The sequence below is a fragment of the Alteromonas sp. C1M14 genome, from assembly GCF_018860965.1.
Taxonomy (GTDB): domain Bacteria; phylum Pseudomonadota; class Gammaproteobacteria; order Enterobacterales; family Alteromonadaceae; genus Alteromonas.
Genome location: NZ_JAHKQF010000011.1, coordinates 199,607 through 218,577, shown reverse-complemented (window position 1 = coordinate 218,577; position 18,971 = coordinate 199,607). Strand labels below are relative to the sequence as shown.

The window sequence follows — 18,971 nt, the reverse complement described above, 5'->3', positions numbered from 1 at the left end:
TTAAATGAAAAAAGTGAATAAAGTCGTCCTTGCCTATTCTGGCGGGCTTGATACATCAGCCATCATTCCATGGCTAAAAGAAAACTATGACTGCGAAGTGGTAGCCTTTGCCGCTGATGTGGGTCAGGGTGATGAAGAACTGGAAGGCTTGCACGAAAAAGCCATCGCCTCTGGCGCCAGCGAATGCTACATCGTCGACCTAAAAGAAGAATTTGTTAAGGATTATATTTATCCTACTATCACCACCGGTGCGGTCTATGAAGGCGAGTACTTACTGGGTACGTCTATGGCACGTCCTGTTATCGCCAAAGCGCAGGTCGAAATTGCCCGTAAAGTGGGTGCTGATGCTTTATGTCATGGCTGCACAGGTAAAGGGAATGACCAGGTTCGTTTTGAAAGTACCTTTGCTGCGTTAGCACCAGATCTTCATGTAGTTGCGCCGTGGCGTGAATGGGATATGGTATCCCGTGAAGACCTACTCGCTTACCTTGCTGAGCGCAATATTTCGACCACTGCGTCGGCTACCAAAATTTATAGCCGTGACGCCAATGCGTGGCATATTTCCCATGAAGGTGGCGAGCTAGAAGATCCTTGGCAAGAGCCCACTAAGCAAATTTGGACCATGACCGTGGATCCAGAAGATGCGCCGGATCAACCTGAACGTGTCACCTTGTCTTTCAAAGAAGGCGCTCTGACACACGTAAACGATGAAGCATTATCACCTTATCAAGCACTGGTAAAACTGAACGAAATTGCTGCCGCCCACGGTGTAGGCCGCATTGATATCGTTGAGAACCGTCTGGTGGGCATGAAGTCTCGGGGTTGTTATGAAACTCCCGGTGGTACTGTTATGTTAAAAGCCTACAAAGCACTGGAAACCATGGTGTTGGATAAAGCTTCGTTTAAGTATCGTGAACAACTGGCGTTAGAATTTTCCCACGTGATGTACGATGGTCGCTGGTTCACACCGTTAAGCGAAGCCTTACTCGCTGGCGCAGGTTCCTTTGCCAAGCGGGTTACGGGCGACATCGTAATAAAATTGTACAAAGGTCAAGCCACTGTTACCCAACGTCGTTCACCTAACAGCCTGTATTCTGAAGACTTCGCTACCTTTGGTGCAGATGATGTATACGACCAAAAACATGCTGAAGGCTTTATCCGCCTATTCAGTCTGTCTAGTCGTATCGAAGCACTTAAAAAGCAGCAGTAACAGGAGAATATCATGGCATTGTGGGGTGGCCGCTTCGCGGCTGACAGCAGCAGTATGTTTCGGCAGGTGAATGATTCCCTGCCCTTTGATCGTGTAATGGCATCTCAGGATATCCAAGGCTCGATAATCTGGTCTCGTGGCTTGAAAAAAGCCGGTGTTCTCACCGACGATGAACAAGCCCAGCTTGAAGCCGCATTAACTGAGCTAAAAGCACAAGCCGATGCCGGCACGCTGGATTTTGATGCGAGTCCTGAAGAGGACATTCATAGCTTCGTAGAAGCGGCACTGATCGACCAACTTGGGGATATCGGCCGTAAGCTTCATACCGGACGTAGCCGAAATGACCAGGTTGCCACTGACTTTCGCTTGTGGGTTCGTGAGCATGTCGAGTCGTTAAAAGACGATCTAATCGCACTGATTCGGTCACTGTTAAACACGGCAAGTCGTCACCAGGAAGCCATTATTCCTGGCTACACGCACCTGCAACGTGCTCAGCCCATTCACTTTGCCCATTGGTGCTTAGCTTACGTCGAAATGTTTAAACGTGACTTAAGTCGCCTTACTGATATGCAAACCCGTCTAAATCAATGTCCTTTAGGCTCTGGCGCACTGGCAGGAACCACTTATCCTGTTGACCGCGACACCATTGCTGAAGAATTGGGGTTTGCTTCTCCGTGTCTTAATAGCTTAGACGCCGTTTCAGATCGTGACTTCGTTCTCGAACTGCTATTTTGTGCCTCTACCAGCATGATGCATATGTCTCGCTTGGCAGAAGACTTAATCTTCTACAATTCTGGCGAAGCGGGCTTCTTGCAATTAGGTGATTCTGTTACTTCAGGTTCATCCTTAATGCCACAGAAGAAAAACCCCGATGCACTAGAACTTATGCGTGGTAAATGCGGCCGAGTGTTTGGTCATTTGCAGGCGCTTCTGGTTACCATGAAAGGTCTACCCCTGGCTTACAACAAAGACATGCAGGAAGACAAAGAAGGGGCCATCGACGCCGTTAATCAATGGCATTGCTGTTTGTGTATTGCCGCCGAAGTACTCGACTCTATGAGCCTTAACGAAGCCCGTTGTCGCGAAGCCGCCACACAAGGCTATGCCAATGCGACCGAGCTAGCTGACTACTTGGTCGGCAAAGGTATTCCATTTCGTACAGGTCACGACATTGCTGGACAGGTGGTACTCAAAGCCATTGATGCAGGGTGTGCCATTGAAGCCTTGACTTTACCTGACTTACAGGCCGTCTGTGACAAAATTGATGACGATGTTTACCCGGTATTACAACTAGAGTTTGGTGTAAACCAACGTAATATTTTGGGTGGCACCAGCAAAGAAACGGTGACCAAGGCGCTTTACCAAGAACTGGAAAGCTTGGACAAACTGGGGTAGTAAATAGCAATGGTGTTAGCTCATCATGAGGGCGTTAAGCTGTTTCGCAGCTCATTGCCCTACATTAATGCACATCGCGGTAAAACCTTCGTTCTCATGTTTGGGGGCGAAGCCATCGAACATGATAATTTCGCCCATATCATCCATGACATTGCCCTTTTAGCCAGTTTAGGCGTGCGTTTAGTGCTTGTGCACGGCGCTCGCCCGCAAATTGACGAACGGGTAAAATTACGGGGTATTGAAGGGCGGTTCAAAGGCGGGATCCGCATTACTGACAAGCAAACCTTAGAATGTGTAAAGGATGCCGCAGGCTCGGTACGCAGCCATGTGGAAGCATTGCTTACCATGGGGTTGCCAAACTCGCCGATGCACGGCGCCCAAATACGGGTATGTACAGGTAACCTTGTGGTCGCCAAACCCATGGGGGTGCGCGGCGGTATTGATTTTGAAAATACCGGACTCGTACGACGTATTGATACCACCGGGATTAACGACCATTTGAGTGATGGCTCCATTGTGCTGCTTTCGCCTATGGGCTATTCCACCACGGGCGAAGTGTTTAACTTGTCCCATGAAGATGTGGCCACTCAGGCGGCCATTGCGTTAAAAGCTGATAAGCTTATCGTGTTTTCCAAAGATGATGGCATTCATCACAACGACGGTAAGCTATTGCGCACCATTGAGCGTCCTCAGCTTGAGCAGCTCATCTTTGAAGAAGAAATTCAAACCGAGCCTACCGTACTAAGCGCATTGACCACCAGTGTTGCTGCAGGCATTCCTAGAGCCCATTGCATCAGCTATGAAACTGATGGTGCACTACTTCAAGAGTTGTTTACTCGTGATGGCGCAGGGTCGTTGGTGTTAGAGCATCATTATGAACAACTGCGAGGGGCAACCATTGAGGACGTGGGCGGGATCATTAATTTGATTAAACCCTTAGAAGAAAGTGGTGCTTTGGTTAAGCGCTCTAGAGAGCGCTTAGAAAACGAAATAAATCAATTCATCATTATTGTTCGTGACGGCATGATCATCGCGTGTGCGGCGGTTTATTTTTACCCTGAGGAGGGGAAAGCGGAACTGGCTTGCGTTGCAACCCATCACGACTACCGAGGGAAAAATCGCGCAGAGCGGATTTTAGAAGAAGTAAAACGCCGAGCACTCGATTCAGGTATTCACACCCTTTTTGTGCTGACAACCCTCACCGCTCATTGGTTTTTAGAGCATGGCTTCATGCCAGCTGACTTAAGTGCTCTGCCAGAGGCTAAAAAAGAGCTTTACAACTTTCAGCGCAAATCTAAGGTTTTCACCCTCGCACTTAAGTAAAAGCAGTTCCTCTGCTTTTACTTTCTTTATTTCTTTCCATCATGTCTTTTTCGCGGAATCAACCCTTCGCGAAACAGTCACACAAAGAAAAGAGCGGCCAATCCATTGCCCGCAAACAGGCTCTAAAAAATCTATTAGATAACCTGTCTTATCAATCTCTATGCCAGATCAAAAATAACATTATATATCATGTATTTATGGATTTTACGTGACCATTAACGGTAAATTATCTTATTGGTTTGTAGCTAACTACCGACACCTATTGACCCACTATTTACACGGCACAACTGGCAAGGACGAAAGGCTGAATTTTTGCGTTAGCAAACCAAACTTTGGTTAAAATTAAAGCAAAAATCGATGAAGAGCTTTGTTATTGCTGTAACAAATCCGCGACGCTAGCGTATAGCTATTTGTTTTATAGACAAAAAAGCCGTGAATGAATCACGGCTTAATAAGAGGTTTGGTGCGTCTAAATACTAACGCGCTTGTAGGGCCGATATTCAGCTTTCCAAAAATTACTTTCAATGCTGTCTTTTAACGCATCATCTGACATTTCTAATGCCAAGCCTTGCTGCATCGCCACTTTGGCCACAGCAAAGGCAATGTCTCTGCTCAAGCTACCGATTTCAGTTAACGGCGGCAGCAAGCTACCGACTCCGCTATTTGCCATCGGTGACGCCAATGCCAACGCGTTGCTCGCGGCCATCAGCATTTCATCACTGATACGCTTGGCTTTACTAGCAATAACCCCTAAGCCAATTCCGGGAAAGATATAACTGTTATTACATTGGGCTACAGGATAGGTTTGGCCATTAAATTCTACCGGCTTAAACGGGCTTCCTGTGGCAACCACAACCTCACCGTCAGTCCATTCAATAACCTGTTCAGGGCGCGCTTCCACTTGGCGAGAAGGGTTACTCAATGGGAAAATTATGGGAAGTTCACTGTAGCTTTTCATCGCCCGAATGACTTGCTCGGTAAACAAACCTGGCTGACCAGATACCCCAATCAGTACATCGGGTTTTGCACAGTGCACCACATCTAACAACGACGGGTATTCACCGGAAAATGTCCATTGAGACACGGTGTCTTCAGATTGCTGAAGTTTCGCCTGAAAATCCCGTAGCCCCTCCATGCCTTCGGTTAACAAGCCGTATCGGTCGACCATAAACACCTGTTTACGGGCCTGAGCATCGCTTAAACCTTCAAAAATCATTTGCGAGATAAGCATTTCTGCAATACCACAACCAGCCGAACCGGCGCCGACAAATACCACATTCATTTCAGATAACTTGCGATGAGTGGTTCGACAAGCCGCTAATATGGTACCCAGTGTTACCGCTGCCGTGCCTTGTATATCGTCGTTAAAACAGCAAATTTGATTACGATAACGCTGCAACAAGGGCATGGCGTTGGGTTGAGCAAAGTCTTCAAACTGGATCATGACTTCCGGCCAACGACGTTTAACCGCATGAATAAACATGTCTACAAACTCGTCATACTCGTCCTGCGAGATACGAGGATGACGGGCGCCCATGTACATAGGATCGTTAAGCAGTTTTTCGTTATTGGTGCCCACATCCAACATAACAGGTAAGGTGTAGGCTGGGCTGATGCCACCACAAGCGGTGTACAAGGAGAGCTTTCCAATTGGGATCCCCATTCCACCGATACCCTGATCGCCTAGACCAAGAATACGTTCACCGTCGGTTACCACAATCACTTTGACTTTTCGTTTCGTCGCATTACGCACGATGTCATCAAGCAAATGCCGTTCTTCATAAGAAACAAATAAGCCTCGAGAGCTACGATAAATATCAGAAAACTGCTCACAGGCATCGCCCACGGTGGGGGTATAAATGATGGGCATCATTTCTTCAATATGTGACTGGACCAAGCGGTAAAACAAGGTTTCGTTATTATCTTGGATGGCACGCAAATAAATATGCTTATTTAGCGCTTCATCAAAGGATTTATATTGTAGAAAAGCCCGTTCTACTTGCTCTTCGATAGACTCATACCGAGGCGGCAACAACCCGGTAAGGTTAAACGATGCCCGTTCTCGCGCCGTGAAGGCACTGCCTTTATTCAGCAGTGGCGTTTCGAGTAAGGAAGGTCCTGCATGGGGAATGTATAAATATCGGTTTGACTCTTCTGACATTTTGTATCCGATGTATTAAAAAAATAGTGCTATTAATAATAAAGCCCGACCATAACGGCATGAATATTTGTACTTATTAGAATATTTCTTCTGATTCGGGCATGGCGTTTTCTTCACTCTGAGCAGGATCAATGACATCATCATCCAGTACAAATACTTTTGGCTGGGTACCCTGCTTAAAATATTCAAAGAGTGTCGTATGGTCTGTGCGCCGAGTCAACTTACCAGTGGTACGATCAATGCGAACCCGAACAATACCATCAGGAATGGGCATAGGTTGTTCTGGCACACCATCGAGAACCTTTTGCATAAACCGAATCCATGCAGGTTCTGCAGCTTTAGCGCCATCCTCACCGCCAATCATGGCATTACCGAACCAATTGAACTTCTCAGGATTACGATTAATCAGATTTTGATTGCGCGTAGCCCGGCCTAGATTTCTATTCATATCGTCAAAGCCAACCCATGCGGTAGCAACGATACCACGGTGAAAACCGGTAAACCACGTATCTCGTGCATCATTGGTGGTGCCCGTTTTGCCCGCTAAGTCATCACGCTGCAAAATATTTCGAGCACGCCAACCCGTTCCCATCCAATAGGTTTTTTTATTCCAACTGCCATTGGCTCTAACGCCGGTGCGCATCATATCGGCCACTAAAAAGGCATTTTGTGCACTGATCACCTGGGGCGCTGAACGCTTGCTCACCACCTCGTCGCCATTATCCGGGATCTTATTGTCCAGACCACCAGCGGCATTGAGTTGAGCCTCCAACAAATCTTCGACATTTTCTTGTTGAGAGACAACATTGCCTGCCTCGTCTTTACAGGGGTTACATGCCCAGGTAGGTGTACCTTGCCATAAGGTTTCTCCATGTTCATTTAACACCCTATCTACAAAATACGGCGTCACAAGGTAGCCACCATTGGCAATGACTGACATTGCCCTTGCCACTTCTAATGGTGTGTGAGCACCAGAACCAAGAGCCACGGTTTCATCATTGGGGATCTCATCTGGGTCAAAACCAAATTTTGCAAGATGCGCTCTGGCTTTCTGCAAGCCAACGCCTCTGAGCAAACGTACAGAGACCACGTTTTTCGATTTACCCAATGCCACGCGCATACGAATAGGGCCATCATATTCTGGAGGCGAATTTTGCGGACGCCAAGCGACGCCGGTGGCCGCGTTCCATTGATTAATCGGTGCATCGTTGATGATGGAAGCCAAAGTATAACCATTTTCTAATGCCGCAGAATAAATGAAAGGCTTAATGTTTGACCCCACTTGACGCTTTGCTTGTGTGGCTCGGTTAAATTGACTTTGATAGAAGCTGTAGCCCCCTACCACGGCTTCTACCGCACCATTTTCTGGGTTTAATGCGATAAGGGCTCCACTTACAGAAGGCACCTGAGACAAGCGCCATTGGTCATCTTGTTTACGAATATAAATGACAGCGCCTTGCGCAAGAATATCAGACGCCACTTTCGGATCCGCGCCCTGTCTAGAGTCAGTAATGTATGGCCGCGCCCAATCAAGCCCCTCCCAAGCAAGGGTGTGTTCCACCCCGTTAAGATCCAGCACCACGGCAGATTGCTCTGCCACCTCAGTGACCACAGCCGGCACCAGAGGATGGAAATGGGGGACACTGTCTAACGCGGCTTTGATATCGTCTAAGGTCCAATCTGATTTTGCTTTGCGGGTTAGGGTCGATAACGGTTCATCGTTACCTGATGGCATTGTGTCTTCGTCGGCCTGAGGGGCATTCCACAGCCAATTAACCGGACCACGGTAACCATGTCTCTCGTCGTAATCATGTAAATTTCGCACAACCGCTTGCTGTGCTGCAATTTGCATTTGTGAGGTGGCCGTTGCGTACACTTGGTAGCCGCCGGTTTCTGCTTCGTCCTTACCGTAAATCTCAACCATTTCATTGTAGATATAATCTGCCAGATAGGGCGCATCCAGCCCAATTTCAGCGCCGTGTTTCACCGCGGTGACTGGCGCTTGACTGGCAGAAGTGAATTCGTCTTTAGTAATAAAGCCTTCATCTAGCATCCGCAACAGCACAATGCGGCGTCTTTCTACCGAGCGGTCTGGGCGACTAATTGGATTAAGTACCGATGGAGCTTGTGGTAACCCAGCGATGGTGGCAATTTGTGCTAACGTAAGTTCTTTTAGACTTTTGCCATAATACACCTGAGCGGCAGCACCAAAACCAAAGGCTCTATGCCCAAGCTCTATTTTATTTAGATAAAGCTCGAGAATTTCCTCTTTGCTAAGGACTTGCTCCATATGAATGGCAATAAATATCTCTTTGATCTTACGCATAAAGGTTTTGTCTCGTGACAAGAAAAACCCTCGAGCAAGCTGCATTGTTAGGGTACTGGCCCCTTGTTGCTTCTCGCCAGTTAACACCAAATTTAACGCCGCTCTTGCCACGCCGATTGGATCAATACCATAATGGTCATAAAAACGGCTATCTTCCGTTGCTAGCACAGCATCGATTAATTTTTGCGGAACATCCTCAAGTTTTACAGGGATCCGCCGTTTAACTCCATATTGGGAGATTAGTTTTCCATCATTTGTGTAAATACGCATGGGAGTCTGAAGACGCACGTCCTTCAGAACAGTGACGCTGGGCAGGTCTGGTTTGATATAAAAATAAAGACCAAATAATGCGGCTAGCCCAAGGATGCCGCCTATAATGAAAAATAAAAAGAGGGATTTGATGTACTTCACGAAGTTTACGCTACCAAGAATGTTGAGTCGTTCCGACTTAGAAAATTATACCTATGTACCTTATATAGAACCATACAGTTTAAAACTTTTAAGATACATTCTACTTTAGAGCACAAATTTCCAAAATTCCGGACGCCAGCAAATGAAATCGCCGTTAAAGAAAAAGCTGCCACCTATTGTGGGCCTTGATATAGGGACTCGTCAAATAAAAGCCGTTTTAATTGAACGCACGGCCAAAGGTTTTGTGTTACAGGCTTATGCCTGCGAACCCATTACAAAAAATGCCTTTTCCGAACGAGAAATTAAAGACTTCGACGCCGTAAGCCTCGCCCTGAAGAAAATAAAACTCGCATTAAAAACAAAATCAAAGCCCGCAGCAATAGCGGTGGCAGGCTCTTCCGTACTCACCAAAGTGGTGACCATGGAAACCGGTCTTACCGACTATGAGCTAGAAGGGCAAATTGAAATAGAAGCCGACAGTCTTATCCCCTACCCTCTCGAAGAAGTGTATCTGGATTTTGAAGAGATAGATGAAAACTCCGCTCAACCGGGTAAAACCAACGTTTTACTCACTGCGGCACATAAGGATTTAGTGGATAGCCGCATCACCTTAGTACGTGAGGTTCCCTTCGAGCCAAAGGTGGTAGATGTTGAAGGATACGCCCTTGGCAATGCACTATACTACTTTTATCCAATTGATAACGAAGAAGAAAAGGTATGTTGCATTCATCTTGGCGCCTCGTTATTGCAGCTTTGCGTTTGGCAGGCAGGCGAAGTAATCTATACCAAAGAACATGCTTTCGGCCTTAATATGTTGATGCAGGATCTCGCCGCTATCAATATGTTGGAAGTCACAGAGGCAGAACAACAAGCCATCGCCGGAACGCTACCAGGGAATTGGCAGGAAGACACCTTGCCAATCTTTGCCGCTAACTTGCAGCAACAGATAAACAGGGCCATACAGATGTATGTGTCGGCCACCCATGGCGAGCGACCAGAACGCATTGTATTTTGTGGCGGCGGGGCAACCATACCGGCACTAACCGAAATATTAAAACAAGATTTAGACATGGAAGTAGAAATTTTTAATCCTTTCGATGGCATGACCATCAACCCTAAACTTGATGCAGACCGTTTAGCCAAGATTGCGCCCCAGTTAGTCTTAGCCGCAGGTCTTGCAAGCCGGAGTTTTAGTGAATGGCACATGTAAACCTGCTTCCATGGCGCGAAAAACAGCGCCAATTACAAAAACAAAATTACCTTGCCATGCTGGGTGCCGTGGCGTTAATTGTTGGGGCAATATGCTGGGGTATCGGTAAAGGCATCGATAATCAAATTAGCAACCAACATGCACGCAACCAATTCTTACAACAGCAAATAAGCGTACTCGACAGTCAAATTGCCGAAATTCAAAAAATAAAAGAAAGTAAAAAAGCCATTGAACAACGCATGGCACTTATCGAGCAATTGCAAATTAGCCGCAATGTCGCCCCCTCGGTTTTCGACGAACTTGCCCGTATTGTGCCTGCCGGCGTGTCCTTTCAAACCATGAAGCGCATGGGCAATCAAATTGAAATTACCGGTTTAAGTGATTCGAACAACCGGCTATCCGATTTTATGCGCCGTCTTGAAAACTCTGAGGTATTCACCGGTGGAGAATTATCCTCCATTAAAGCTGATACGTCGGCCAGTGACGCTGTCAGTGACTTCACCTTGAAATTTAGGATCAGTCCTGAAATCTCACCGCCCCTTGACCAACCGGAAAAAGGAGCTAAGTAATGAGTTTCGATTTTAGTAAGCTGAAAGAACTTAACGAACTGGACTTTGAACAAGTCGCCATTTGGTCTAAAGAAGTTAAAATTGTGGTGGCCTTGTTTGTCATGATAGTGGTGGGCGCTTTAGGCTATTGGTTTATCGTCAAACCCAAGCTTCCCGTTCTTGACCAAGCGGAAGTACAAGAACAAGAGCTTAAACTGCAATTTCAAGCAAAGTACCGAATTGCGGTTAACTTACAAACTTATAAAGCCCAGCTCAAGCAAATCGAAGATGATTTCTCCTCCATGTTACGTTCACTGCCTACCAGTAATGAAACACCAGGGCTTTTAGATGATATTACCTATGTGGGTATTACATCGGGCCTCACCTTTAAATTACTTAACTGGCAACAAGAAATCCCCAAAGAGTTTTACACTGAACTGCCTATTCAAATTGAAGTGTCAGGGGGGTACCACAATTTTGGCGCCTTTGTTTCAGAAATCGCCGATCTACCCCGAATTGTGACCTTACACGACTTTGAAATAAATCATGAAGGGAACCGCCTTAACCTACAGATGCAGGCAAAAACCTATCGCACATCCTTGTCTGGTCAGGAAGGAGAGCAGCAGTGATGAAACTAAGTAATCCTTTATTTATGGTTGCTGGGCTGGCTCTTCTAATCAGTGGCTGTGCCCCTCAAACCGACGATTTGTTGGCCTATACCGAGGAAGTCAGAGCCACCACTAAAGCCCAGGTAGATCCATACCCAGAATTTACCTCTCAACCGGCATTTAAATACACAGCATCGGATCTGCGTAGCCCGTTTGCCCGTCCTGCCGATAGAACAACCCCTTTTGTGGCTGCAAATAAAAATAATTGTATTCAACCCGATTTTGACCGAAAAAAAGAAAAATTAGAGAAGTATGGTCTTGATTCCCTGACGTTATCTGGCACATTTACTATTCAGGGTGTACGCTGGGTATTGTTTAAAACAAACGAAGGTGCTCTGCTCAAAGCCCGTAAGGGAGACCATGTTGGATTATTCTATGGCGAGATAAAAACCATCAACGACCAGTCCATCATTATTGAACAATTGCTGCCCGACGGAGCGGGATGCTGGCAACGGGAAAAAACCACGCTGACGATGAATACGTCAGCAGGAGATAATAAGAATGTATAAGCGATACCTTTTCAATAAATTTTTTCAGATTAAATCAGCCTCATATTCGTTGGCGGGACGCCAGTTTATTGCTTTTGCTTTTACAGCACTTTGTTGTAGTCCAGCCTTGGGTCAAGAATCTGAAACCGTACTGCTTGATCCCTACGCTGAAGCAGAAAACGTTTTTACTTCTACCTTAACCAATATCGACTTTTCCCGAGAAGCCAATAACCTCGCAATCACCACTCTCACTTTCGATAATGACACCGCAGAGCCTCAACTTATCGAAGCTCAGGGCCAACTCACCATATTATTACCGGCCACCCAATTAGCGGAAGATCAGCTTGTGGAACTTACCGTGGTTCAGTTTGGTACCAGTGTAGAATCCATCGAAACCTATCAGGAAGACGAAGGTGCCAAATTGGTCATTCGTTACGACGGTGCTGTGGTTGCCCGTCACCGCAAGCAAGACAATACGCTGCGGGTCGAAATACAACCGATGACCCAAGAAGAATTAGCAGAACTGGACAACAACCCTGAATATTCAGGTACGCCTATTTCTCTTGATTTTCAAGACGTTCCCGTTAGACAGGTGTTGCAAATTATCGCCCAAACCAATGGCTTTAACTTAGTGACCACTGACACCGTAGCGGGGAACATTACCATTCGTTTAGAAGGGGTTCCTTGGGATCAGGCGCTGGCTATGATTTTGAAGATCAAAGGCCTAGATAAACGCATGGAAGGAAATATTTTACTGGTAGCGCCTGCCGAAGAATTGGCCGCCCGTGAAACCGCAGAATTACAAAATACAAAACAAATATCAGATTTAGCGCCATTACACACCGCCAACATCACCATTAATTACGCAAAAGCAGAAACCTTGGCTGCCATATTGAAATCTCAGGATGGCGGCATTTTATCCGCTCGTGGTTCAGTGTCTGTTGATGAACGAACCAACACCTTGCTGTTAAAAGATACCTTGGTTTCCATTGATGAAGCCCGCTCAGTCATCAAAGCATTAGATATTCCCGTTAAACAGGTACTAATAGAGTCACGTATGGTAACGGTTCGAGACAATGTAGACGAACAACTGGGCGTGCGCTGGGGCTTTACCGATACCCAAAGTAATGGCTCGATTTCTGGTACGCTAGAAGGTACGGAATCGGCATCTGCTGGGGTTGTTCCCGATCTTACCGACCGACTCAACGTTAATTTGCCTGTGAGCAGTTCGTCAGCAGCAACCATTGGTTTTCAAATTGCCGAATTGGTTGATGGCACTATTTTAGATTTAGAACTCTCTGCGCTAGAAACAGAAAACAAAGGGGAAATTATTGCCAGTCCTCGTATTACCGTGGCCAATCAACACGAAGCCTATATTGAGCAAGGTACAGAAATCCCCTATGTTCAGGCTACATCAAGTGGTGCCACGTCAGTGGAATTTAAGAAGGCGGTGCTTAGCTTGAAGGTCACCCCTCATATTACGCCGGACAACCGTATTATTCTTGATTTGGTGGTCACTCAAGATACCCGCGGGGAAACCGTCGATACTTCTACCGGTCCTGCGGTGGCCATTGACACTCAAGAAATTCAAACCCAAGTATTAGTGGATAATGGCGAAACCGTAGTACTAGGCGGCATATTCCAGCAAACCAATACTGACGATGTGTATAAAGTGCCGCTTTTTGGCGATCTACCGGTAATTGGCCGGTTATTTAAAAATCAGTCCACCGTGTACGAAAAGCGTGAATTATTGATATTTGTTACACCGAAAATTGTCACTGAATCATTATAAAGGCTGTTTTTGGGCATATTCATGTAAAGAAAACCACGTCTATACCTAGGATAGGCCCATTTTCAAAGCCTAACCTACTGATTTAAAAGTATATGGATTAAAACAGCAACAAAACTTGCATCGCTGCCCGTGAAACTGAGATAATCGCGCTCTCGAAATTAAAGCGAGGTTTAAAGCGTGGTATCCGTTAAAGATATAAAACGGGTACGAGTGAACGGGTAGTAAAGAAAGCGAGACCGCTGCCCTTAACAGTATAAAAGTTGTGATATAAGCAAATATGGCTGAAAAACGTAATATCTTTCTAATTGGCCCCATGGGTGCCGGCAAAAGCACCATTGGCAGACACCTTGCAGACGAACTTCACCTTGATTTTTTTGATTCTGACCAAGAAATAGAGCGCCGTACAGGTGCGGACATTACCTGGATTTTTGACCTTGAAGGTGAAGACGGGTTCCGCAAGCGTGAAGAGGGAGTCATTAACGATCTCACAGACAGACAAGGGATTGTACTGGCAACCGGAGGCGGCTCAGTAACCAATAAAGCTGTTCGCAACCGGCTTTCTGCTCGAGGCATTGTAGTATACCTACAAACAACGATTGATAAGCAGGTAGCCCGCACCCAGCGTGACAAACGTCGTCCGCTACTGCAAAACGGCGAACCAGAGCAAGTCTTACGGGAATTAGCTGAACAACGTAATCCCTTGTACGAAGAAGTGGCTGATTACATTGTTGATACTGATGACCAGTCAGCTCGCGCTGTAGCTAATCAAATAATCAGTAAAATCGGATTGTAGTGAATTAACTCAGGGAGCTGCGTGATGTCGATGTTAACTGTAGAACTCGGAGATCGTAGCTACCCGATTCGTATCGAAGCGGGTCTACTGTCTCAACCCAATTTACTTGCCCCTTATATTAAAGGTCCCTTAGCTGTCATTGTTACCAATGACATCGTTGCCCCTTTATATCTAGAAAAAGTCAAAGCCCTTTGCGGTAACGTAAAGGTAGAAAGCATTATTGTTCCCGATGGTGAACAACACAAATCTTTACATCAATTTGAATTTATCATGACCCGCCTGCTAGAAATGAACGCAGCACGGGACACCACGTTAATCGCCCTAGGCGGCGGTGTCATTGGTGATTTATGTGGATTTGTTGCAGCGTCTTATCAACGGGGCGTTCCTTTCATTCAAGTACCTACCACGCTATTGTCACAGGTGGATTCCTCGGTTGGCGGTAAAACTGCCGTTAACCATCCGTTAGGAAAAAACATGATTGGGGCGTTTTACCAACCGGTATTTGTCGCCATCGATACAGATTCATTGACCACCCTTCCCCCTCGGGAATTTTCTGCTGGCATGGCAGAAGTGATCAAATACGGCATAATCTATGACGAAGTCTTCTTCAAATGGCTAGAACGCCACGCCGATGAACTGAAAAGCCTTGATACCAAAACCCTTACCGAAGGCATTTTTCGCTGCTGTGAAATTAAAGCCGATGTGGTGGCCAAGGATGAGCGAGAAGGTGGATTGCGTGCCATACTGAACCTAGGTCACACCTTTGGTCACGCCATTGAAGCCGAACAAGGTTATGGTAACTGGCTACACGGAGAAGCCGTGGCAGCTGGTATGGTGCTTGCTTGTTATACCGCAGAAGCACTTGACTGGATGAATTCGTCAGAAAGCCGACGCATAGTAACGCTTCTGTCATCATTTAATTTGCCTGTCTCTGGGCCAGATGCAATGACAAAAGACGCGTATATGAAACATATGCGACGAGACAAGAAGGTTGAAGCGGGTAATATTCGGTTTGTTATCCCCCAAGGAATAGGACATGCAGTTGTGACTAAAGACGTCAGTGACGAAATTTTAAGCCAAATTTTAAACTGACATTCCATCAGCCTGACAACATTGCTGATGTCGTTTCTGGTCAATGTGTAACGCCAGTAATCAGCAGAGGGTATTAAAGTGCAATCTGAATTGCATGATCGACTAGAGTATCTAGTCAATTATTCGTCACAACTTATTTTTGTCAGCGGTGATACCGTTGCACAACAGAAGAAAACACTGGAATCATTTGTATTCCAGCAACAAGACGAAACAGAAATCGCGTATTTAGCCGCAGATTCGTCCATGGAACTGCCCGATTATCGTCGGCAGTTGTGTCGGCAATTACTCGGTACACTGGTGGGTAGCTTTGTTCGCCCGTTAAATGAGTTGCTGGCTGGCCTTAATGAACATGTCGGTCCTATTCTTATTACCATTACCCAGGCCGAGCACATACCTGATGCCTTGTTGCAGGAACTATGGGATCTTGTTCTGCAAAGCCGTTTTGCCGGCAACAAGCAGCACCTAAATGTGTTGTTGTTTGGTGAAACCGCATGGGCAGAAAATGCGAAACAGTGGCTCCCGGCTAAAAATACCGATACGCCTCTGCTAATCAGTAGTAAGTCAGTGGCGGCTCAACAACCCGGCTCAGAGTTAGATACTATGATTGAAAACCGACGACAGGCATTTCACGAGCACCTAGCAAAACGTAACGGCTACGATGAGCAGATTGAAACCAAGCAACGGATTTCGTTAGGCTCGCCATTATTTTTGTCCATTATTGCCATCTTATTTTTAACAGTTTTTGGTGCGCTAATTTACTGGCAATACAGTGACGATATCGACGCATTGTTCAATCCCATTGAGAGCAACCCACCTGAAACCCTTGCCGTTGAACCAGGCTCGGCCTACGATCAACTGCAAGATGAACAAGCAGAGTCAGATGATATGCCTGTCGCCTCATGGGACGAAGCGGTGGCAGCGATGGATGAGGGGACACCTAATGCTCCCGTTGACGACACCGACGAAGATCTACTTAGTTTTATCGAAAATGTCAGCAATGATGATCCAGCATTAAACGATGCGACCGACACGAGCCAATCAGAAGAGCCCGAATCGGTTGCCGACTCAGCCACGTCTTCCCTAGACGAGGAAAATGGCGCCTCCTCCACCGACGCACGCCAGGCTAAAACCATTGCTCAACGGGCAGTCGATGCCATCGATTCTCTACCCGGTACATCAACAGAAATTGCGCCAACGCCACTGTCAGTTTCTAAGCCAGATTTTATCGCACCGACAAGTACTCAACAGTCCACGACTGAGGAGCAATCGGCGATCCAAGCGGCAGATGAAAAAGAAGCGCTTGAGGAACCCTCTACGGCGCTTGCCAGCACAGTGGAACAAGAAATTGCCGTGACGTTACCAAAACAACCTGCTAGCCGTGCAGCAAGTCCTTCCCCTAGCGAAGCTCCAACCGAGAACACCGCTCTTGCGGTTGACGCCCATGACTATGACAATGAAACATTACTGAGCCTCATGGCCCCTAAAGATTATGTGATTCAGCTAGCCGGCCTTAAAAATGAAGCCTTGATGATGGATTTTGTAAAAGATAATAACCTTGGTGATCATGTTTGGATCTATCGCACCAAGCGCTATGGAGGGGATTGGTTTGTCCTAATCTATAATCAACGCTTTGCTAGCTTTTCTCAAGCCAATGCAGCAAGAACTGACCTTCCCCCTTTCCAAGGTAAAGATAAAGCCTTTATTAAACGTGGGCGAAATATAATTGAAGAAATCAACGTGGTAGCAAACTAATGGCGGTATCTATTTGGGTCGATGCCGACGCCTGCCCTGTGGCAATAAAAGAAATTCTCTTTAAGGCTGGGCCACGGGCCAAAACCCGTATCACTTTTGTCGCGAACCATGCCATCCGGGTACCGCCTTCCCCTTGGCTGACTCGTATTCAAGTCGAAAAGGGTTTTGATATTGCCGACAACGAAATCGTGCAGCGGGTAAACGACAATGACTTGGTGATCACGTCAGATATTCCTTTAGCCGACGAAGTGATTGCAAAAGGCGCGCTTGTGGTAACCCCACGGGGCGAACCGCTCACCAAGGAAAACATCCGTTCCCGACTCAATATTCGAGACTTTATGGATACCATGCGAGCAAGTGGTGTTCAAACTTCGGGGCCTCCGCCGTTATCGCAACGGGAACGTCAGGCCTTTGCCAATACCCTCGATCGCTTTTTAGCTCATGCTGGATAAAACATCAGCAATTAGAGCATTATTGCTGTAAGTATGGCCGTTTAAGCGCAAGGTAAGCGATTGCAGGTTGTGGCGATGATCGATGACAGATACAATCAATAAATGTTTGGTTGTCTGTGGTTTATTTCAACGGGCGTGAAGACTAAGCAAACAATACTGTCCTAAAACACGTTTAAAACGTGATGTGCGCGTGGGTTAAATTCAAAGAGCATGATGCAGAAAAAAAACCGGGCCTTTCTGAAGTGGGCCGGCGGAAAGTACAGCCTGGTAGAAGCCATCAATGCCAAACTCCCAACCGGCAATCGGCTAATTGAACCTTTCGTAGGCGCGGGTTCGGTTTTCTTGAATACGGATTTTAAGCGCTACCTGCTTAACGATATTAATCCTGATTTAATTAATCTTTATAATTTTTTAAAAGCCCAACCCGACGCGGTGATTCATGATGCTGCCCGTTTTTTTACCCATGATCATAACTGTGAAGCTACCTACTACGCCTTACGTGAAGAATTTAATCAAACCTCCGATGAATACTACCGTGCCATCTTATTTATTTATTTGAACAGGCATGGTTTTAATGGTCTGTGTCGGTATAGTTTGGCAGGGCGCTTCAACGTGCCTTTCGGACGCTATAAAAAACCTTACTTTCCCCACGACGAAATGCTGTTTTTTGCAGAAAAGTCTCAAAAAGCGGTGTTCACCTGTCTACCATTTGAAAAAATATTTGGTCGGGCTAGGCGAGGAAATGTCATTTATTGCGATCCGCCCTATGCCCCGGTGAGTAAAACCGCGGCCTTTACCAGCTATGCCTCTTCTAGTTTTGGTCTCGACGCCCAACATAAGCTGGCCACACTGGCCGTGCGTGCATCCCATAAGCGAGGGATCCCCGTTTTAATTTCTAACCATGATTTGCCTGTTACGCGACAGCTTTATACCACGGCAGACATTTCGGAATTATCGGTAAGACGTTCAATCAGTCAAAATGGCGCTACGCGCAAGCCGGTGGCAGAAATACTGGCGTATTTCACTCCCAATCTTAACGTGCCCGTGAGCAAAAAAAGAGCGCCCAAAACCCGAGCTCGGAAAAAACAAGGCGTATTAAAAAGTATCAGTTAATGATTACGTTAACCAGTAACGCTAATAACACCACCAGCACCGCCACAAAAACAACCCCAATGATAATGTAGCCAGCTATTTGGCCAGAGTTAAAATCTCGCTCATAGTTTTGTTGGCTTTGAACCCCAAATGCACTGGCCAGCACACTGAGAATCATTGCCACCACACCGGGCTTCGATGACATCCCTGCAAACGGAAAGCGCTGCTTTTGGCTGATTATCGCTCTCATCATGTGCT

16 protein-coding genes are annotated in these 18,971 nt (G+C 46.4%); 13 read left to right on the top strand and 3 right to left on the bottom strand.

Features of this window, described 5'->3' with window-relative positions:
* The first annotated feature begins 4 nt into the window (after window positions 1–4).
* From KO501_RS10465 to argA, 3 genes are read left to right on the top strand one after another with little or no spacing between them, the layout of a single operon-like run.
* Window positions 5–1,210 carry an argininosuccinate synthase gene (locus KO501_RS10465; RefSeq protein WP_216029618.1) on the top strand — a complete coding sequence of 402 codons (1,206 nt, stop codon included), beginning with the start codon at window positions 5–7 and terminating at the stop codon, window positions 1,208–1,210.
* A gap of 12 nt (window positions 1,211–1,222) precedes the next feature.
* Window positions 1,223–2,605, top strand: coding sequence for an argininosuccinate lyase (gene argH, locus KO501_RS10460; protein WP_216029617.1), 1,383 nt, complete (start codon window positions 1,223–1,225; stop codon window positions 2,603–2,605).
* Between the two features lie 9 nt (window positions 2,606–2,614).
* Window positions 2,615–3,928: an amino-acid N-acetyltransferase gene (gene argA, locus KO501_RS10455; protein ID WP_216029616.1), complete on the top strand. Its 1,314-nt coding sequence runs from the start codon at window positions 2,615–2,617 to the stop codon at window positions 3,926–3,928.
* 469 nt (window positions 3,929–4,397) lie between these two features.
* Here the strand turns inward: argA and KO501_RS10450 are convergent, their stop codons facing one another.
* Window positions 4,398–6,089 (bottom strand): NAD-dependent malic enzyme, encoded by a 1,692-nt coding sequence (locus tag KO501_RS10450; protein ID WP_216029615.1) that lies wholly within the window; start codon window positions 6,087–6,089, stop codon window positions 4,398–4,400.
* Between the two features lie 76 nt (window positions 6,090–6,165).
* A complete protein-coding gene (locus tag KO501_RS10445) occupies window positions 6,166–8,826 on the bottom strand; it encodes a PBP1A family penicillin-binding protein (protein WP_216029614.1) in 2,661 nt (886 codons plus the stop codon).
* A gap of 142 nt (window positions 8,827–8,968) precedes the next feature.
* On the opposite strand from KO501_RS10445, the gene pilM reads away from it, so the two are divergent.
* The 10 genes from pilM to KO501_RS10395 all read left to right on the top strand — a co-directional run bounded on the left by pilM (window position 8,969) and on the right by KO501_RS10395 (window position 18,734).
* Window positions 8,969–10,036, top strand: coding sequence for a type IV pilus assembly protein PilM (gene pilM, locus KO501_RS10440; RefSeq protein WP_216029613.1), 1,068 nt, complete (start codon window positions 8,969–8,971; stop codon window positions 10,034–10,036).
* Window positions 10,024–10,605 (top strand): PilN domain-containing protein, encoded by a 582-nt coding sequence (locus KO501_RS10435; protein ID WP_216029612.1) that lies wholly within the window; start codon window positions 10,024–10,026, stop codon window positions 10,603–10,605. The genes pilM and KO501_RS10435 overlap by 13 nt, the downstream gene beginning before the upstream one ends.
* On the top strand, window positions 10,605–11,213 hold the full coding sequence (locus KO501_RS10430) for a type 4a pilus biogenesis protein PilO (RefSeq protein WP_216029611.1): 609 nt from the start codon (window positions 10,605–10,607) through the stop codon (window positions 11,211–11,213). Before KO501_RS10435 ends, KO501_RS10430 begins: the two co-directional genes overlap by 1 nt.
* The gene (locus KO501_RS10425; RefSeq protein WP_216029610.1) at window positions 11,213–11,761 is read left to right on the top strand and encodes a pilus assembly protein PilP; all 549 of its coding nucleotides are present in this window, start codon (window positions 11,213–11,215) and stop codon (window positions 11,759–11,761) included. Before KO501_RS10430 ends, KO501_RS10425 begins: the two co-directional genes overlap by 1 nt.
* Window positions 11,754–13,532 carry a type IV pilus secretin PilQ family protein gene (locus tag KO501_RS10420; protein ID WP_216029609.1) on the top strand — a complete coding sequence of 593 codons (1,779 nt, stop codon included), beginning with the start codon at window positions 11,754–11,756 and terminating at the stop codon, window positions 13,530–13,532. Before KO501_RS10425 ends, KO501_RS10420 begins: the two co-directional genes overlap by 8 nt.
* A 277-nt stretch (window positions 13,533–13,809) precedes the next feature.
* The gene (gene aroK, locus KO501_RS10415) at window positions 13,810–14,325 is read left to right on the top strand and encodes a shikimate kinase AroK (protein ID WP_216029608.1); all 516 of its coding nucleotides are present in this window, start codon (window positions 13,810–13,812) and stop codon (window positions 14,323–14,325) included.
* Window positions 14,326–14,349: 24 nt separating this feature from the next.
* Window positions 14,350–15,417, top strand: a complete 1,068-nt coding sequence (gene aroB / locus KO501_RS10410; RefSeq protein ID WP_216029607.1) for a 3-dehydroquinate synthase — start codon at window positions 14,350–14,352, stop codon at window positions 15,415–15,417.
* Window positions 15,418–15,495: 78 nt separating this feature from the next.
* Window positions 15,496–17,169: an SPOR domain-containing protein gene (locus tag KO501_RS10405; protein ID WP_216029606.1), complete on the top strand. Its 1,674-nt coding sequence runs from the start codon at window positions 15,496–15,498 to the stop codon at window positions 17,167–17,169.
* Window positions 17,169–17,621, top strand: a complete 453-nt coding sequence (locus tag KO501_RS10400; protein WP_216029605.1) for a YaiI/YqxD family protein — start codon at window positions 17,169–17,171, stop codon at window positions 17,619–17,621. The genes KO501_RS10405 and KO501_RS10400 overlap by 1 nt, the downstream gene beginning before the upstream one ends.
* Before the next feature lie 210 nt (window positions 17,622–17,831).
* Complete coding sequence (locus KO501_RS10395; RefSeq protein WP_216029604.1) at window positions 17,832–18,734, top strand: Dam family site-specific DNA-(adenine-N6)-methyltransferase; 903 nt, start codon at window positions 17,832–17,834, stop codon at window positions 18,732–18,734.
* Here KO501_RS10395 and KO501_RS10390 read toward each other — a convergent pair.
* Complete coding sequence (locus KO501_RS10390) at window positions 18,727–18,966, bottom strand: DUF2970 domain-containing protein (protein WP_252728327.1); 240 nt, start codon at window positions 18,964–18,966, stop codon at window positions 18,727–18,729. The two genes, KO501_RS10395 and KO501_RS10390, sit on opposite strands and share 8 nt — an antisense overlap.
* Window positions 18,967–18,971 lie beyond the last annotated feature (5 nt).

Bases quoted from the DNA above. Each gene is read 5' to 3' on its own strand.
- KO501_RS10465 (WP_216029618.1), top strand. From the start codon at position 5: ATGAAAAAAGTGAATAAAGTCGTCCTTGCCTATTCTGGCGGGCTTGAT.
- argH (WP_216029617.1), top strand. From the start codon at position 1,223: ATGGCATTGTGGGGTGGCCGCTTCGCGGCTGACAGCAGCAGTATGTTT.
- argA (WP_216029616.1), top strand. From the start codon at position 2,615: ATGGTGTTAGCTCATCATGAGGGCGTTAAGCTGTTTCGCAGCTCATTG.
- KO501_RS10450 (WP_216029615.1), bottom strand. From the start codon at position 6,089: ATGTCAGAAGAGTCAAACCGATATTTATACATTCCCCATGCAGGACCT.
- pilM (WP_216029613.1), top strand. From the start codon at position 8,969: ATGAAATCGCCGTTAAAGAAAAAGCTGCCACCTATTGTGGGCCTTGAT.
- KO501_RS10435 (WP_216029612.1), top strand. From the start codon at position 10,024: ATGGCACATGTAAACCTGCTTCCATGGCGCGAAAAACAGCGCCAATTA.
- KO501_RS10430 (WP_216029611.1), top strand. From the start codon at position 10,605: ATGAGTTTCGATTTTAGTAAGCTGAAAGAACTTAACGAACTGGACTTT.
- KO501_RS10425 (WP_216029610.1), top strand. From the start codon at position 11,213: ATGAAACTAAGTAATCCTTTATTTATGGTTGCTGGGCTGGCTCTTCTA.
- KO501_RS10420 (WP_216029609.1), top strand. From the start codon at position 11,754: ATGTATAAGCGATACCTTTTCAATAAATTTTTTCAGATTAAATCAGCC.
- aroK (WP_216029608.1), top strand. From the start codon at position 13,810: ATGGCTGAAAAACGTAATATCTTTCTAATTGGCCCCATGGGTGCCGGC.
- aroB (WP_216029607.1), top strand. From the start codon at position 14,350: ATGTCGATGTTAACTGTAGAACTCGGAGATCGTAGCTACCCGATTCGT.
- KO501_RS10400 (WP_216029605.1), top strand. From the start codon at position 17,169: ATGGCGGTATCTATTTGGGTCGATGCCGACGCCTGCCCTGTGGCAATA.
- KO501_RS10395 (WP_216029604.1), top strand. From the start codon at position 17,832: ATGATGCAGAAAAAAAACCGGGCCTTTCTGAAGTGGGCCGGCGGAAAG.
- KO501_RS10390 (WP_252728327.1), bottom strand. From the start codon at position 18,966: ATGATGAGAGCGATAATCAGCCAAAAGCAGCGCTTTCCGTTTGCAGGG.